Annotated in this window: 14 protein-coding genes; 5 read left to right on the forward strand and 9 right to left on the reverse strand. The window is 62.2% G+C overall.

Translation table 11 applies throughout. The features are described 5' to 3' along the window. The first annotated feature begins 63 nt into the window (after positions 1 to 63). The gene (gene moaE / locus R8871_RS21240) at positions 64 to 540 is read left to right on the forward strand and encodes a molybdopterin synthase catalytic subunit MoaE (RefSeq protein WP_175052229.1); all 477 of its coding nucleotides are present in this window, start codon (positions 64 to 66) and stop codon (positions 538 to 540) included. 162 nt (positions 541 to 702) lie between these two features. Here the strand turns inward: moaE and R8871_RS21245 are convergent, their stop codons facing one another. Then, positions 703 to 1,260 carry a group III truncated hemoglobin gene (locus R8871_RS21245; RefSeq protein ID WP_175052230.1) on the reverse strand — a complete coding sequence of 186 codons (558 nt, stop codon included), beginning with the start codon at positions 1,258 to 1,260 and terminating at the stop codon, positions 703 to 705. A gap of 304 nt (positions 1,261 to 1,564) precedes the next feature. On the opposite strand from R8871_RS21245, the gene R8871_RS21250 reads away from it, so the two are divergent. Continuing rightward, positions 1,565 to 2,062 (forward strand): Rrf2 family transcriptional regulator, encoded by a 498-nt coding sequence (locus R8871_RS21250; RefSeq protein WP_175052231.1) that lies wholly within the window; start codon positions 1,565 to 1,567, stop codon positions 2,060 to 2,062. A 119-nt stretch (positions 2,063 to 2,181) separates the two neighbouring features. Further along, entirely contained in the window at positions 2,182 to 4,779 is a 2,598-nt protein-coding gene (gene clpB, locus R8871_RS21255) for an ATP-dependent chaperone ClpB (protein ID WP_175052232.1), read from the forward strand. Positions 4,780 to 4,921: 142 nt separating this feature from the next. On the opposite strand, the gene R8871_RS21260 is transcribed toward clpB, so the two are convergent. After that, positions 4,922 to 5,485 (reverse strand): YidB family protein, encoded by a 564-nt coding sequence (locus R8871_RS21260; RefSeq protein WP_407673179.1) that lies wholly within the window; start codon positions 5,483 to 5,485, stop codon positions 4,922 to 4,924. A 43-nt stretch (positions 5,486 to 5,528) separates the two neighbouring features. Continuing rightward, positions 5,529 to 6,116 carry a ComEA family DNA-binding protein gene (locus R8871_RS21265; protein WP_175052234.1) on the reverse strand — a complete coding sequence of 196 codons (588 nt, stop codon included), beginning with the start codon at positions 6,114 to 6,116 and terminating at the stop codon, positions 5,529 to 5,531. Between the two features lie 303 nt (positions 6,117 to 6,419). Between R8871_RS21265 and R8871_RS21270 the strand changes: the two genes are divergently transcribed. Together R8871_RS21270 and R8871_RS21275 are read left to right on the forward strand one after the other, a co-directional pair. Beyond that, positions 6,420 to 6,914 carry a MerR family transcriptional regulator gene (locus R8871_RS21270; protein WP_175052235.1) on the forward strand — a complete coding sequence of 165 codons (495 nt, stop codon included), beginning with the start codon at positions 6,420 to 6,422 and terminating at the stop codon, positions 6,912 to 6,914. After that, positions 6,866 to 7,276: a carboxymuconolactone decarboxylase family protein gene (locus tag R8871_RS21275; protein WP_175052236.1), complete on the forward strand. Its 411-nt coding sequence runs from the start codon at positions 6,866 to 6,868 to the stop codon at positions 7,274 to 7,276. Before R8871_RS21270 ends, R8871_RS21275 begins: the two co-directional genes overlap by 49 nt. A 278-nt stretch (positions 7,277 to 7,554) precedes the next feature. Here the strand turns inward: R8871_RS21275 and R8871_RS21280 are convergent, their stop codons facing one another. The 6 genes from R8871_RS21280 to R8871_RS21305 all read right to left on the reverse strand — a co-directional run bounded on the left by R8871_RS21280 (position 7,555) and on the right by R8871_RS21305 (position 14,519). Then, the gene (locus R8871_RS21280; RefSeq protein WP_175052237.1) at positions 7,555 to 8,934 is read right to left on the reverse strand and encodes an MATE family efflux transporter; all 1,380 of its coding nucleotides are present in this window, start codon (positions 8,932 to 8,934) and stop codon (positions 7,555 to 7,557) included. Positions 8,935 to 8,936: 2 nt separating this feature from the next. Then, complete coding sequence (locus R8871_RS21285) at positions 8,937 to 10,694, reverse strand: ArnT family glycosyltransferase (protein WP_175052238.1); 1,758 nt, start codon at positions 10,692 to 10,694, stop codon at positions 8,937 to 8,939. 343 nt (positions 10,695 to 11,037) lie between these two features. Beyond that, positions 11,038 to 11,304, reverse strand: a complete 267-nt coding sequence (locus R8871_RS21290) for a type B 50S ribosomal protein L31 (RefSeq protein ID WP_175052239.1) — start codon at positions 11,302 to 11,304, stop codon at positions 11,038 to 11,040. A 261-nt stretch (positions 11,305 to 11,565) separates the two neighbouring features. Beyond that, on the reverse strand, positions 11,566 to 12,399 hold the full coding sequence (locus R8871_RS21295) for a M90 family metallopeptidase (RefSeq protein WP_175052240.1): 834 nt from the start codon (positions 12,397 to 12,399) through the stop codon (positions 11,566 to 11,568). 15 nt (positions 12,400 to 12,414) lie between these two features. Continuing rightward, on the reverse strand, positions 12,415 to 13,971 hold the full coding sequence (locus R8871_RS21300) for an MFS transporter (protein ID WP_175052241.1): 1,557 nt from the start codon (positions 13,969 to 13,971) through the stop codon (positions 12,415 to 12,417). Continuing rightward, positions 13,968 to 14,519: a MerR family transcriptional regulator gene (locus R8871_RS21305; protein WP_175052242.1), complete on the reverse strand. Its 552-nt coding sequence runs from the start codon at positions 14,517 to 14,519 to the stop codon at positions 13,968 to 13,970. The genes R8871_RS21300 and R8871_RS21305 overlap by 4 nt, the downstream gene beginning before the upstream one ends. Positions 14,520 to 14,578 lie beyond the last annotated feature (59 nt).

The following is a 14,578-nucleotide window of genomic DNA, read 5'->3' on the forward strand; positions in this document are numbered from 1 at the left end:
TGGATCGTCGCTAAAAACCTGTCAAGTTACGCTAAATATCGCCAAGCCGCCCAGGAGTCAGAGATGCCCGTTCGCGTCCAGACGGAAGATTTCGACCTCACTACCGAGGTCGCCGCGTTGCGCGCGCGCAATCCCAAGATCGGCGCGGTGGCCTGTTTTGTCGGCACCGTGCGCGACCTGAACGACGGCAGCACGGTCGAAACCATGGAGCTCGAACACTATCCGGGCATGACGGAGAAGTCGCTGGAAGCGATCGTCGTGAGCGCGCGCGAGCGTTGGCCGGGGATCGAGGTGCTGATCGTGCATCGGGTCGGCAAGCTTTATCCGCTCGACCAGATCGTGCTGGTGGCGACCACCGCCGCGCATCGGGGCGACGCCTTTGCGTCGTGCGAATTCGTGATGGACTATCTGAAGACCCAGGCGCCGTTCTGGAAGAAAGAAAAAACCGAAGAGGGCGAGCGCTGGGTAGATGCTCGCGTTGCCGACGACGCGGCCCTGGCCCGTTGGGGCATCGAACCGGGTAACGAGGAAGCGGATTAGGAGGGCGTCGGGTTTCACAGGCCCTGAAGCCGGCTGGGCGGCATGTCTAGAACGCTTCAGCACATTTGCAGCGCAAGTTCGGGTACCTTGAGCGCGTCATCGCCTTCATACGACACTGAGGCACCTCTTAGGCACCTCTTAGGCACCTCTTAGGCACCCCCATCAGTCATCCTTCCCCTTCCCGATGATTCTCGTCGGGAACGGCTCACCCGGTCGCCGCGTCGAAGCGCCCGGCGCATGCGCTTCGTGCGGGTCATCGTCGCGCGGACGCCTGGGCGCGACGCGCTCCAGCAACGCCTGCTGTTCCGCCGGAATCTTGTAATCCCAGCCGAAGCGGCTCAATTGCAAACTCTGCGCGATGCGCAGCGCCGGCTCCATGAAGCGGACCGCGGCAGCCGGCTGATAGCGCGACTCCACCGTGTCCAGAAACAGATACAGCCAGCGGCTGAAATGCTGTGGCTCGACGCCCTCGAGCGGCTGATGCGCCTGCTGCACATTGCCGCGGTATTGCTTTGCGCCCAGTACCAGACTGCCCCAGAAGGTGCACATCTTGGGTAAATGGTCGTCCCAGCGGCCCGCCAGCGTCGCCTCGAACACCGGGCCCAGAAGCGGATCGGCGCGCACCCGGTCGTAAAAACCGTAGACGAGCTCGCGAATATTCGCCTCAGTAGGCTCGGCGGCGCGCTCGACAACCGCTGCGGCGGGAAAAGACGGATTCATGCAAATTCCAGATAATGTCGTTATTCATTATGAATCGCCACATGGCGCCACAGACCGTCAGGAATGACCTCAAACTGTGTCCAAACAAAAGGAAGTAGGCCACGAATGCCCCGCTTTTCGTATGAATGGTCCGTGCGGGAAACGTTACCATTACTGCCGAAAGACAAACACCGACTGTCAGCGCAAAATAAGAAAACATGCGTAGCGCCAGCATCTTATGGCGAAGCGACGGCCCCCGGCAACCCTTGCATCGACGCGGTTATCCCCCGGATCGCGGCTTGCGCTCATCGTGGCACCTGCACTTATGAGACTGACCGACTATACGGATTACTCATTACGCGTCCTGCTGTACCTCACCGTCCGCGGTGAAGGCTTATCGACCATTCAGGACATCTCGGACGCGTACGGGATCTCCAAGAACCATTTGATGAAGGTGGTGCAGCAACTCGGCGAACTCGGCTGGGTCGAGACGGTGCGCGGGCGTAACGGCGGCCTGCGGCTGGCCGAACAAACCAGCGCGTTGACGGTGGGTGAAATCGTGCGGGCCACGGAAAGCGACTTTGCGCTGGTCGGCTGCTTCCCGGAGCAGCAAAGCGAGCGCCGGGCGTGTGTCATTACATCGCACTGCCGTCTGCGCGGCGCGCTCGAGGCGGCGCGCAATGCGTTTCTCGCCGAACTCGATCGTCACACCATTGGCGAGGTTGCAGAGCCGCAGGGCCCGTTGGCTGCGCTGCTGGGTTTGAGCACCGTCATCCCGATCGTGCCGGTTTCTTCTGCTGGCGGCGCCACGCCGGCCTCCTGAAACCGGCGGGCAAGTTCTCGCGCGTCAAATGTTAAATAGTTGTTGCTGATTGCAAAAAAGCGCTTGAAACCTGCGTAAAACGCCTCAATTTGGTGGTAATTGAAATTGGAGGTCTCTTGATGAGAATCGACAAACTTACCACTAAATTCCAGGAAGCACTGGCCGACGCGCAGAGTCTGGCCGTCGGTCACGACAATCAATATATTGAACCGGTTCATGTCCTGTCGGCACTCGTCGCCCAGCAGGATGGGTCGGCGCGTTCGCTGCTCTCGCGTGCCGGCGTGCATGTTCAGGCGCTGCAAACCGCGCTGAACGACGCCATTACGCGCCTGCCGCAAGTGCAGGGCACCGACGGCAACGTACAGATCGGCCGCGAACTGACCGGTTTGCTGAACCAGGCGGACAAGGAAGCACAAAAACTCAACGACACGTTCATCGCGAGCGAGATGTTCCTGCTCGCGGTCGCCGACGATAAAGGCGAGGCCGGCCGTCTTGCGCGTCAGCACGGCCTGTCGCGTAAGTCGCTGGAAAGCGCGATCGCAGCGGTGCGCGGCGGTTCGCAAGTGCATAGCCAGGACGCCGAAAGCCAGCGTGAAGCCCTGAAAAAGTACACCGTCGACCTGACCGAGCGCGCGCGCGCCGGCAAGCTCGACCCCGTGATCGGCCGTGACGACGAAATTCGCCGCTCGATCCAGATCCTGCAACGCCGCACCAAGAACAATCCGGTGCTGATCGGCGAGCCGGGTGTGGGTAAAACCGCGATCGTCGAAGGCCTGGCGCAACGTATCGTCAACGGCGAAGTGCCGGAAACGCTGAAGGGCAAGCGCGTGCTGTCGCTGGACATGGCGGCCTTGCTGGCCGGCGCAAAATACCGCGGCGAGTTCGAAGAACGCCTGAAGGCCGTGCTGAGCGACATCGCGAAAGACGAAGGCCAGACCATCGTCTTCATCGACGAAATTCACACGATGGTCGGCGCGGGCAAGGCCGAAGGCGCAATGGACGCCGGCAACATGCTCAAGCCGGCGCTTTCGCGCGGCGAACTGCATTGCGTCGGCGCCACCACGCTCGACGAATATCGCAAGTACATCGAAAAAGATGCCGCGCTCGAGCGCCGTTTCCAGAAGGTGCTGGTCGACGAACCGTCGGTTGAAGCGACTATCGCGATCCTGCGCGGCTTGCAGGAAAAGTACGAGCTGCATCATGGCGTCGACATCACCGACCCGGCGATCGTCGCAGCGGCCGAACTGTCGCATCGCTACATCACGGATCGGTTTTTGCCGGACAAGGCCATCGACCTGATCGACGAAGCCGCGTCGAAGATCAAGATGGAAATCGATTCGAAGCCGGAAGAGATGGATCGGCTCGACCGTCGTTTGATCCAGCTGAAGATCGAGCGCGAAGCCGTCAAGAAGGAAAAGGACGAAGCGTCGCAAAAGCGTCTGCAACTGATCGAAGAAGAAATCGAGCGGCTGGATCGCGAATATTCGGACCTCGAAGAAATCTGGACCGCGGAAAAAGCGGCGGTGCAGGGCAGCGCGCAGTTGAAGGAAGATATCGAAAAAACGCGTGCGGAAATCGTGCGCCTGCAGCGTGAAGGCAAGCTGGAGAAGGTCGCCGAGTTGCAATACGGCAAGCTGCCGGGTCTTGAAGCGCAGTTGAAGGAAGTGACCCAGGCCGAAGCGAAGGAGCAGAACAATCCGACCCGGCCGCGCCTGTTGCGCACGCAGGTCGGCGCGGAAGAAATCGCTGAAGTCGTCTCGCGTTCTACCGGCATTCCGGTGTCGCGCATGATGCAGGGCGAGCGCGAAAAGCTGCTGCAGATCGAAGAGAAACTGCACGACCGCGTGGTCGGTCAGGACGAAGCGATCACCGCGGTGGCGGATGCGATTCGCCGTTCACGCGCGGGTCTCGCGGATCCGAACCGGCCGTATGGCTCGTTCCTGTTCCTCGGGCCGACCGGCGTGGGTAAGACCGAGCTGTGCAAGGCACTGGCGTCGTTCCTGTTCGATTCGGAAGACCATCTGATCCGTATCGACATGAGCGAATTCATGGAGAAGCATAGCGTCGCGCGTTTGATCGGCGCGCCGCCGGGCTACGTCGGCTACGAGGAGGGCGGCTACCTGACCGAAGCCGTGCGCCGCAAGCCGTACAGCGTGATCCTGCTCGACGAAATCGAGAAGGCGCATCCGGACGTGTTCAACGTTCTGCTGCAAGTGCTCGACGACGGCCGTATGACCGACGGCCAGGGCCGTACCGTGGACTTCAAGAACACGGTGATCGTGATGACGTCGAACCTCGGTTCGCAGGTGATCCAGGCGATGGTCGGCGAGCCGCAGGAAGCAGTGAAGGATGCGGTCTGGGAAGAAGTGAAGCTGCACTTCCGGCCCGAGTTCCTGAACCGGATCGACGACGTCGTGGTGTTCCATGCGCTCGACCGTTCGAACATCCAGTCGATTGCGCGAATTCAGCTGCAACGTCTGCATGAACGGCTTGCCAAGCTCGACATGCAACTGGTGGTGTCGGACGAGGCACTCGAGCATGTCGGCAAGGTCGGCTACGATCCGCTGTTCGGGGCGCGGCCGCTGAAGCGCGCAATCCAGCAGGAGATCGAGAACCCGGTCGCCAAGCTGATACTCGCCGGCAAGTTCGGACCGAAGGACGTGATTCCGGTCGAAGTGGAAAACGGCAAGCTGGTGTTCGACCGCGTCGTGCACTAAGCGAAACGCGTTAGGCTAAGCATGGAACGGCAGTGGTTGGCCGTTCCAGCCAACGTTAAAAAGCGGCAACGAAGGTGACTTCGTTGCCGCTTTTTTTTCCGCCTGCGTTCGTCTGCTACAGGGTGATGACGGGCAATGCAGCTTAAGCGTTGCCCTTGCCGAACAGCGCCGACAGGCCGCCGAGCGCGCCCAGCACGGTCGTCGAATTCAGTTTGCCTTCGGCGGGGACTTCGCCGTCGGGCGTCGCTGCGTTGACGACGTGCGGCAGAATTTGCGACAGCAGACCGGTGACCTGATCCGGTTGCACGCCGGCCTTCGCCGCGAGGTTGGTGACGACGTCCGACCCAAGCACGCTGTGCAGGGCGTCGGGCGAGATCGCCTGGTTCTCGCCGTTGCTGACCCACGACGACACGACGTCGCCGAGGCCCTTTTCCTTGAAGCTGCTGATCAGGCCGTTCAGGCCGCCCGGCTGGTTGTTGACGAATTCCAGCGCGGCGGAAACGAGGGCTTGCTGACCACCGCCTTCAGGCGATTTGCCAACCAGGGAACCGATAGTGTCGAGTAGGCTCATGACGGTCTCTCTTGAATGCCGACCCGTGTTTGACGAGTCAGCGGGTGAAAACGCCGCGCGGTCGCGCGGCGCCGGTGGAAGGAAGGTAGACGGTAGCGGGGCCGCGCTTACGTGTGCATCACGCGCGCATCGCACGTGAGACCAGCGCGGTCGCCTTGCGGCCGGTACTCAACCCTATTTACGCCCCGCCAGAAGCTGCCGCAGCCGATGCAGCCTTGCTCTTCTTCGCCTTCTTCTTCGAAGCCTTGGTGCCGGATGCATCGGCCGGCGCGCTGGCAGCGGCTGCTGTGGCCGGCGCGGAAGCTGCCGCTGCGTCGGATGCCGCGGCCTTGCTCTTCTTCTTCGACTTCGATGCTTTGGTGCCGGATGCTTCGGCAGGCGCCGCTGGTGCTGTTGTCGTGGCCGCAGTCGTTGCTGCAGGCGCGGCCGCCGGCGCCGCCTTGGTGCTGGCGGTGCTGCTGGACTTCGTGGCAGCCTTGGCGCCCGTAGGCGGCGTGGACGAGCCGTTGATCGTCAGACCGGCTGCTTCGAGATTGGTCACCGATTTGGTGCCGATGCCTTTGACGCGGGTGGCGAGATCATCGGCATCCTTGAACGGGCCGTTTTTGGTGCGTTCGTCGATGATCGCTTTCGCATGCACCGGGCCGATACCCTTGACCGATTCGAGCGCCGCCTGATCGGCGGAATTCACTTCGACGGCCGCCGCAAATCCGGCCGACAGCGACAAAGCCAAAGCAACGCAAAGCATCAAAAGCTTCTTCAGCATGGCAAGCACTCCATTGAGGGCAAAAAAAGTTAGCCGCAAAGGGAAAACTCGGAACGACGCGTCCTGTCAGCAGGCGCTGCGTTTAAGCATAGAACAAATTGCGCGCCCTTATTTGCGAACGCCGACGATTTATACCGATCGATTCATGACAAGTAAATCAGGCCTGACAGTATTTGAAGCTTTTGCCTGGCGATTAAGCAGTTATGAGTTTATCGATCCATCGTAAATAACGACAAGGCAGATAAATGACAGCGTCTTCTACTTGACTTAGAGTGCACTCGAAGTCCTAACCTGAGCTCCGTCATGTCGAAAATGTCAAAAGCACTCACCATCGGCGAGGTTGCCGCAACGATCGGCGTCTCTACCCACACGCTGCGCTATTACGAGCAGGCCGGCCTGATTCGGGCGGTCGGGCGCACGCAGGCGGGGCATCGCCTGTATTCGCCGGCCGATCTCGACTGGCTGCAGTTCGTGATGCGTCTGAAGGCGACTGGCATGCCGATCGCCGGGATGCAGGCGTTCGCGGCGCTGCGGGCAGAAGGTCAGTCTACGGTGGGTGAGCGGCGCGACTTGCTGGTGGCGCATCGGGATGCCGTTTTGGCGCGGATCGCCGAGTTGCAAAGCAATCTCGGCGCGATCATCGACAAAATCGCCTATTACGAGACCGCTGGGCGCACGCCCGCCGCGAGTGCGCCGACACGACAGAACGACGAAACCCAATCACTTTCGCATTCGGACGAGGACTCACCATGGAATACGCACAAAACGATCGCTACACCCGGGGCTGGGACAAACTGAAGGAAATCGACGGCTCGACCGGCGAGCAGGTGATCGCCGCGCTTGCGCCGATCGCGCCGGATTTCGGACGCCTGCTGATCGAATTCGGCTTCGGCGACATTTACAGCCGGCCGCAGCTCGATCTGCGCGCGCGAGAAATTGCGACGATTGCCTCGCTGGCGACGCTCGGCTGCGCGCAACCGCAGTTGAAGGTGCATATCGAGGCGGCGTTGAATGTCGGCTGCACGCGCGAGGAGATCGTCGAAGTGTTCATGCAGATGGCGCTCTATGCGGGTTTCCCGGCGGCGCTGAACGCACTGTTCGCGGCAAGGGAGATTTTCGAGCGGCGGGATCGGGCGCTGGAGGAAGCACAAGCGGCTTGAGACGGGAGAGAAGGGCGGCTGCAGGGTGTGGCCGCTTTTTTGTGGACTTTGATATGCAACTAACGGTCTGCTATTGCAGGCCACTTCGACATGGCGCCGGCGGGATGGCCTGAAAATCTGGCTAGCATGGAGGGGGGCTTTTCCTTCGGTATTGCGCGGCGGCTCCCAAGATGCGGTCGAACATTCTCGACAACCTGGCAAGCTCGGCAAGTCCAGCAAGCCCAGCAAGCCCAGCAAGCCCAGCAAACCGATTGAGCCCAACAAGCCCAACCAGTCCCTCAAGCCGCCGAATCCACCCTGACCACCGCCTCGGCGCGCAAATACCGCTTGCTCACACCACGCCAGTACAACAGCAAACCGATACCGGCAATCGCGAGGCTCACCGTATTCGCGACCCAGAAGCCGCGCGCGCCGGTCAGCCATTCCGGCGTGAAACCCGTGACGTTAAAGCCGAGCAGATACCCACCGCCGAGCCCCACGCCCCACAGCGCGACCGCATAGATCACGGTTGGCACGACCGCCACCTTGTACGCACGCAGCACGAACGCGGTGGTGATCTGCAATGCATCGAACAGGTGATAGCACACGACGATCAGCACCAGCGGCATCGCCGCCGCCGCGACCTGCGCGTTCGGCGTATAGCCTTCGATCACATACGGCCGCAGCACCAGCACGATCGCGCCGTAACAGAAGGCGATCGCCACCGCCATCATGATGCCGTGCCGCGATAGCGTGCGCGCCGCTTCCGGGCGATGCGCGCCGAGCGCCTGAGCGACCAGCGTCGACGAGGCAATCCCGATCGCCAGTGGCGTCATATAGAGCACCGCACCGATGTTGCCGGCGATCTGGTGGCCGGCGAGCGTCGTCGTGCCGAAGCGCGCAATGAAGAGCGCCATGAACGTGTAGGAGGTGACTTCGATCAGGTACGACAGACCCATCGGAATGCCGAGGCGCAGCTGCGCCGCCTGCCGGCGCCAGACTGGCCAGCAGAAGTGGGCAAAGATCGCGAACGGCTTGAACACGTCGACGCGCGTCAACAGCAGCATCCCTACTACTGCGAGTCCCCAGTTGATCGTGGTGCTGGCAAGCGCGCAACCCGGTCCGCCGAGGGCAGGCATACCGAATCCGCCAAAGATGAACCATGTGTTGAGCGGAACCTTGAGCAGCAGTGCGCCGATCTGCAGGATCATCACGAGCCGCGGTTTGCCGACGGCATTGGTGATCGAGCTATAGACGCGAAAGGTCAGGCCGGCCGGCAAGCCAAACGCCAGAATCTGCAGGTAGGCGACCGTGCGCTCATGCAGCGCTTCGGGCACGCGCGCGAGCTGTAGCACGCGCCCCGGAAAATAGAGAATCAGAAAGCCGATCACGGTCAGCGCGAGTGCGAGCCACAAGGCCTGGCGCACTTCCTCGCCGATCTCGGCGTAGCGGCGCGCGCCATAGAGTTGCGCGGTGATCGGTTGCAGCGCGGTCAGGATGCCGGTCAGACCGATGTAGACGGAAATGTAGATCGACGAGCCGAGGCCGAGCGCGGCGAGATCGACGGCCGAATAGCGGCCGACCATGGCCGTGTCGATCACGCCGAAGGCGATGATCGCCAGTTGGCCAATCAGCACGGGCCACGCGAGCCCGGCGATTTTCCGTACGTCGGCGAACATGCTCAGTCCGGCTTCTTATGCCAGCTGCGGCGTTTGACGACCGGCGGCTTCGGACGGTCGATCCGCACGTACAGGCGGAAGCGTTCGTCGCGGTCGGCCACGCGGCGGCCTTCCCACACCAGCTTCCACACGAAGTCCGACATTGCGCTCGGGTCGCCGAAGTCCTGGGTGTCCTGACGCAGGATCACATCGCAATCCTGGTTGAATGAGAAATGCATATCGCCGAAATAGGCGAAGGTCGCGATCTGCGCGTTACCGAGGCGTACCGGCGAGATGCAGGTGTAGTCCTCCGGCAGATGGCTCGCGATCTGCTCGGCGACGTCCTTATAGGTCCGGCTGTAGTTGACAACCGGAAGCCACAGCGTCATCAGCAGCACCCACATCAGCGTCGTGCCGGCGCTCGAGAGCACCACGCTGCGCCACAGGACTTTCGGATGACGGGCCAGACGCCATTGCACCAGGACGAACCAGCAGATCGTCACTGCAACCGCGCACACGAACGACAGTACCTTGAACTGCGGCGCAAAACCCGGAGCGAGACGCGCGAGGTTGCGCGCGAGCGGATGCGGGAAGCCGGTTAGCCCGGCCGCATACACCAGCCAGACGAAGCTGCCGAGGATCGTAAAGCTCAGTAGCGCGAACCAGTCGATCGCATTGATCGCGCCGCGTTTGAGCGTGGGCAGTGCGAAGGCGGCCAGCACCGCGAGCGGCGGCAGCAACAGCATGTAAAGCCGGTTCGACTGATGGCTTTGCAACACGACCAGCACGAGCAGCGGCCCGATCACCGACAGCGGCATCGCCACGTGCGGCGCGCGCCGCAGGCCCGACCAGCTGAACCACGCCCAGAGCGCAAGCGGCCAGGCCGGCCAGGTGAAGAGCGGCAGGTTTTTGAGCGCGTAGGCGGCGACCGACCCGGGCGGCCCGGCGAACGACGACAGGCTGACATGCACCCATTGGTTCAGGTACCAGACGGCGTCGTCGGGAAAGGCGGCGAGCGCGGCGATCGGCCACGCGACCGACAGCACGAGCGCTACCGGCAAACCGGCCAGCAGCAGCCAGCGCGTACGCGCTTCGCGCACGATCAGCGCCATTGCCAGGGTCCCGAGCAACAGGGCGCCGACCAGCACCGGACTGCTTGACAAGGTGACGAGACCGAGCGCCAGGCCCCAGATCAGCGCGCCCTGAATGGGCTTGTCGATCATCCGCACGAGCCCGTACACGAGCATGGCGATGCCGAAGAACTGCGCGAGCTGCGGCGTGGTTTCGTGGCCGCGTTCGGCCAGGCCGAAGCAGGCGAGCAGGATCAGCAGTGCGCCGTCGGCGAGGGTGCGCCCGTAGTCGCGCGGCTCCGGTTCGCCACCGAATGCATATTTGAACGGCTGCACTTCGGCGCGCCGGCCGAGCAGGTAGGCCGCATACCAGACGAACGCACAGCCGGCGCAAAACAGCAGGCCCGTGAAGACGCGAGACGCGTTGCTCGCGTCGACCCACGGCGCGAGCGCGCGGATCGCGCTGGCGCCGAGCCAGTAGCCGAGCGGGCCGTCTTCCGTCATGTATTTGCCGACCAGATTCGGCAGCAGCCAGTCGTGCGCGCTGCCGTTGGCCATCGTCCACATGACGCCGAAGCCGGCTGCGTCCTCGTTCTTCCACGGATCCCGGCCGAACAGGCCGAAAAATGCGTAGACGATACAGATGGTCAGCAGCAGCCAGCGCGGCAACGCACTGGTCGCGGAGGCAGTGAGGCGAACGGCAGGTCTCATGCGGTGTGTGGATATCGGATAAGCGGTGCAGCCGGGACCGGACGGATGGTCCGGCGGGAATGGCCAGTTTGGAGCATCCGGCATTGTAGTCGTGCCGTGCGATGCGCGTCACGGCCGGTAATGGCTCGCAACGTCATTGGGGTGCCAGTAACACGGCGCCGCGGTGGGCGGCGAGGTGTGACCCGGCGTCCGGTGTAAGGGAACAAGGAAGCGCGACAAGCAAATGAGACAAGGAAGCACGACGACGAAGCGAGACGATGAAACGGAGACAAAAAAGGGCAGCTCGCGCTGCCCTTTTTTGCTGCTGCTTCGTTGCGGGCCAAGGCCGGCGACGAGGCGGGTATTACTTCGCTGCTGCCTTGCCGGTAGCGCGCGAGCCGAACTTCTTGTTGAACTTCTCGACGCGGCCTGCCGTGTCCATGATCTTTTGTTGACCGGTGTAGAACGGATGCGATTCCGACGACACTTCGATCTTGGCGAGCGGGTAGGTCTTGCCGTTGAATTCGCCAGTTTCACGCGTCAGGATGGTCGAGCGCGTGACAAACTTGAAGTCGATCGACATGTCGATGAACAGGACTTCGCGGTAATCCGGGTGAATGCCTTCTTTCATGGTCTTTCCTTTAATCTGGCGGTAGCCAACCCGCGAGCAGCCGCTACGAATGCGGACAGCATCTAGGCGCGAGCCACTTGCCTATGGTCGAAAAACGACGATTATGCCAGAAAATCAGTCGCTTGACGACCTTTCTGCCAGCTTTTTAGCAGCGGTTTGCTTCGTTTTCACCACGTTTCTGGTGTCGCCGCGCAGGTTCGTATTGGGTGGGTAGGCCGGCGCGGCAGCCCTTATCCGGCGGGCGCTTGCGCGGCGGCGGCGTCAGGTCGCAGCGAATTCCAGCCCGATCCGCGCCGGATCCTGCCGGTAATACCGCGCCAGCAAGCGGTATAACTCGGGATACTCCGCCTCGAAGGCCTGCGGCTGGACGAACAGCGCCTCGCTGCAAACGGCAAAAAATTCCGATGGGTGGTCTGCCGCATACGGATCGATCAGCGAATCGCGCTCGAAACGTGCCCAACGGCGCTCCGGCACTGCGTCGACTTTGGCGCAGAAGTGGTCGTAGGCATGATCGAAAACGTCCGCCCACGCCTGCGAGTCGAGCGGTGCGTGCCAGCGGCGCATGAGCGGCGGGCGGCCGTCCGCTTCGCCGGTCAGCATGTCGATCTTGTGCGCGAATTCGTGAATCACGACGTTGTAGGCGTCTGAGCCGTCCGTCATCTGCGCGTCTTCCCACGAGAGAATGACCGGTCCGCCTTCCCACGCTTCGCCGCTTGCGTCCTGCTCGACCTCGTGCACCACGCCGTCTTCGTCTTCGACCGTCTTGCGGATCACGAACTCGCCCGGATAGACGATCACGCCGACCCATCCACGATACAGATCGAGGCTCAGGTTCAGCACCGGCAAACACGCTTGCGCGGCGATCGCCACGGTCATGGCGTCGGTCAGTTCGAGTTCGTGCGCGGTCGAAAATTCTTTTTGCGCGATGAAGAGGCTGGTCAGCTCGCGCAGACGCATGAGATCCGGCGCCTCAAGATGAGCGAGGAACGGCAGGCCGTCGAGGGTGGCTTGCCAGAGTGTGTCTTCGATCGCGTAGTCGCGCAGCGCGCGATCACGGCGGCGCGTGCCGAACCATTGGGTGAGTTTCGAGAGCATGGCTTGATGAAACCCTTAGTCGATCTGTTTTTGCCACGCGGCGAACAGGCCGCCGCAAATCGCGATACCCATCAGGAAGTAGAAGCCGTCCAGCGACGCCAGAAAACTGGCCTGCTGCGCAACCGTCCGGCTGATTTCCACGATCGCAAGCGAATGCGCCTCGGACGCCGAGCGGCCGGCGGCGCTGAAGCCGCTCGTCAGCGCAGCGAGCGAATTCTGGAACAACGGATTGTACGAATTCACGAACTCCGCGAGGCGTGCTTGATGCAGCGCCTGCCGATGTTGTTCGACGATGATCACCGAAGCCGTCGCGAACGAGATCGTCAGTTGCCGCACAATGTTTTTCAGCCGGTAGCCGTGCGTGAATTCTTCAATGGCGAAGATTCTAAACGTCAGATTGGCGACCGGCAGCACGATGAACAGTAACAGCAAGCCGCGCAGCAGCATCGGCACGATCAGCGCTGCTTCGCCCACGTCCGGCGACATGCGCGTCATCCATGCCGCGGCGAATGCAGCCACCGCGAAGCCCGGCACAATAATCCACTTCTTGCGCGGCAGGAGCTTTGCGTAGCGCAGGTAGGCGAACAGCGCGCTCGCCGAAATCAGCGACGTCACGCCGACCAGTCGCCCGGCGTTCTCAACCGGATAGTTGAGGCCGCTCTCGAGAAAGCGCGACGTCAGATAGCTGAACACCGTCGAGATGTAGTAGTAGAACATGTACAGCACGAGCCCGACCTGAAACACCTTTTCACGCAGCGCGTGCAGGCGCATCAACGGTGCCGGATGGTGCCATTGCTGATACGCGAACCAGCCGAGCGCGACGATGCCCGCCACCGTCAACAGAATCAGCCCCGGCGAGGCGCTGAACAGCTGGAACCGCACTTGTTGCATGACGATTTGCAGCGCGGCTTGCGCGAACGCGAAGATCAGGTAAGGCCAGAAGTGCGCCGCGCCGCGCTCTTCCGGCAAGCGGTTGCCGGTGTCGGGCAGGGCGAGCAGGGCAAGAATGGCAAACAGGACACCCACCGGCGCGGTGCAGGCGAACAGCGCACGCCAGTCGAAATGCGCGACCAGTTGACCGCCGATCAGCGGCGCGAGCGCACTGCTCAATACGATCAACACAAGAAAAGCGCGCGTTGCGACCGGTCGCTCCCGTGGCGTAAAGCTCATCTGGATCAGGATGCGGCAAGTGCCCATCATCGGGCCGATGAAGTAGCCCTGAAAGCCGCGGGCGAAGGCGAGTTCGATCGATGACTCGCACAACGTGGCGGCGATCGCGCCCACTGAATAGAGCAGCATGCAGCCGGCCACGTAGCGCCGGTAACCGAAACGCTCGACCCACCATTGCTGCTGCAGGATGCCGAGCACGGCCGCCACCGCGTAGGCGCTCGACGCCCATACCAGTTCATCCGGCGAAGCATTAATGCCGCCCGCGATGTAGCTGGTGAAAAACGAGAAGATCGAGTTGTCGAAATAGTCGAGGCCGGTGACGACGGCCAGCACCCACGGGAAAAAATCGCCGCGCAGTTTCGCGGCGCTAAACAACGGTACGCGAGAGGACGTGGCGCTCATGCGGATTTGTCTGGCTCTGCGGCGCCGGGTGCTACTTCATCTTGGGTCTTCCGGCGTTTCGTGGACGGACCCGCCGCCGCTGCGGCGCGCGCGTTGCGCCGTTGCTCGAGCAGAACGTCGGCGTTTTCTCCTGCTAGGCGGCGCTCGAGATAGTCGAGGTCGGGCGCCAACTCGGTCCGCAGCTTCTGTGCTTCCTTGAGTTCGCGGCGCATCGCTTCGATGCGCGTGTCGAGGGCGCTGACCTGTTGCGCGAGGGCGTCACGAATCTGCTGCAGCGATTCCTGCGAGTAACGGTGGCCGCCGTCGACCGATTCGAGCGGGCGTTTGAGCATCTCGGTGACGCCGTGCAGTGAGAAACCCAGTGAGCGCAAACGCAGAATGCGGCCGAAGCGCTTGAGGTCCTCTTCGTCGTACAGCCGGTAGCGGCCTTCGCTGCGGCCAGGCGAGACGAGGCCGCGCTCCTCGTAGTATTTGAGCGTGCGCGGTGTGACGCCGAGGCGCTCGGCGGCGTCTCGCACGGTCAGCAGGGCGGGTGAGTCCTTTGACATAGGAGCTAGCGGGTTGGATGGATTAACCGCATTATAGTACAACGTGTACGTTCACGTTC

Origin of the sequence: Paraburkholderia sediminicola, assembly GCF_902859805.1 — a bacterium.
GTDB classification, from domain to species: domain Bacteria; phylum Pseudomonadota; class Gammaproteobacteria; order Burkholderiales; family Burkholderiaceae; genus Paraburkholderia; species Paraburkholderia sediminicola.

Excerpts from the sequence above, each read along its gene's own strand:
- R8871_RS21285 (WP_175052238.1), bottom strand. The coding sequence starts at position 10,694 with ATGAGACCTGCCGTTCGCCTCACTGCCTCCGCGACCAGTGCGTTGCCG.
- R8871_RS21295 (WP_175052240.1), bottom strand. The coding sequence starts at position 12,399 with ATGCTCTCGAAACTCACCCAATGGTTCGGCACGCGCCGCCGTGATCGC.
- R8871_RS21250 (WP_175052231.1), top strand. The coding sequence starts at position 1,565 with ATGAGACTGACCGACTATACGGATTACTCATTACGCGTCCTGCTGTAC.
- R8871_RS21265 (WP_175052234.1), bottom strand. The coding sequence starts at position 6,116 with ATGCTGAAGAAGCTTTTGATGCTTTGCGTTGCTTTGGCTTTGTCGCTG.
- R8871_RS21270 (WP_175052235.1), top strand. The coding sequence starts at position 6,420 with ATGTCGAAAATGTCAAAAGCACTCACCATCGGCGAGGTTGCCGCAACG.
- R8871_RS21275 (WP_175052236.1), top strand. The coding sequence starts at position 6,866 with ATGGAATACGCACAAAACGATCGCTACACCCGGGGCTGGGACAAACTG.
- R8871_RS21300 (WP_175052241.1), bottom strand. The coding sequence starts at position 13,971 with ATGAGCGCCACGTCCTCTCGCGTACCGTTGTTTAGCGCCGCGAAACTG.
- R8871_RS21290 (WP_175052239.1), bottom strand. The coding sequence starts at position 11,304 with ATGAAAGAAGGCATTCACCCGGATTACCGCGAAGTCCTGTTCATCGAC.
- moaE (WP_175052229.1), top strand. The coding sequence starts at position 64 with ATGCCCGTTCGCGTCCAGACGGAAGATTTCGACCTCACTACCGAGGTC.
- R8871_RS21305 (WP_175052242.1), bottom strand. The coding sequence starts at position 14,519 with ATGTCAAAGGACTCACCCGCCCTGCTGACCGTGCGAGACGCCGCCGAG.
- R8871_RS21245 (WP_175052230.1), bottom strand. The coding sequence starts at position 1,260 with ATGAATCCGTCTTTTCCCGCCGCAGCGGTTGTCGAGCGCGCCGCCGAG.
- R8871_RS21280 (WP_175052237.1), bottom strand. The coding sequence starts at position 8,934 with ATGTTCGCCGACGTACGGAAAATCGCCGGGCTCGCGTGGCCCGTGCTG.
- clpB (WP_175052232.1), top strand. The coding sequence starts at position 2,182 with ATGAGAATCGACAAACTTACCACTAAATTCCAGGAAGCACTGGCCGAC.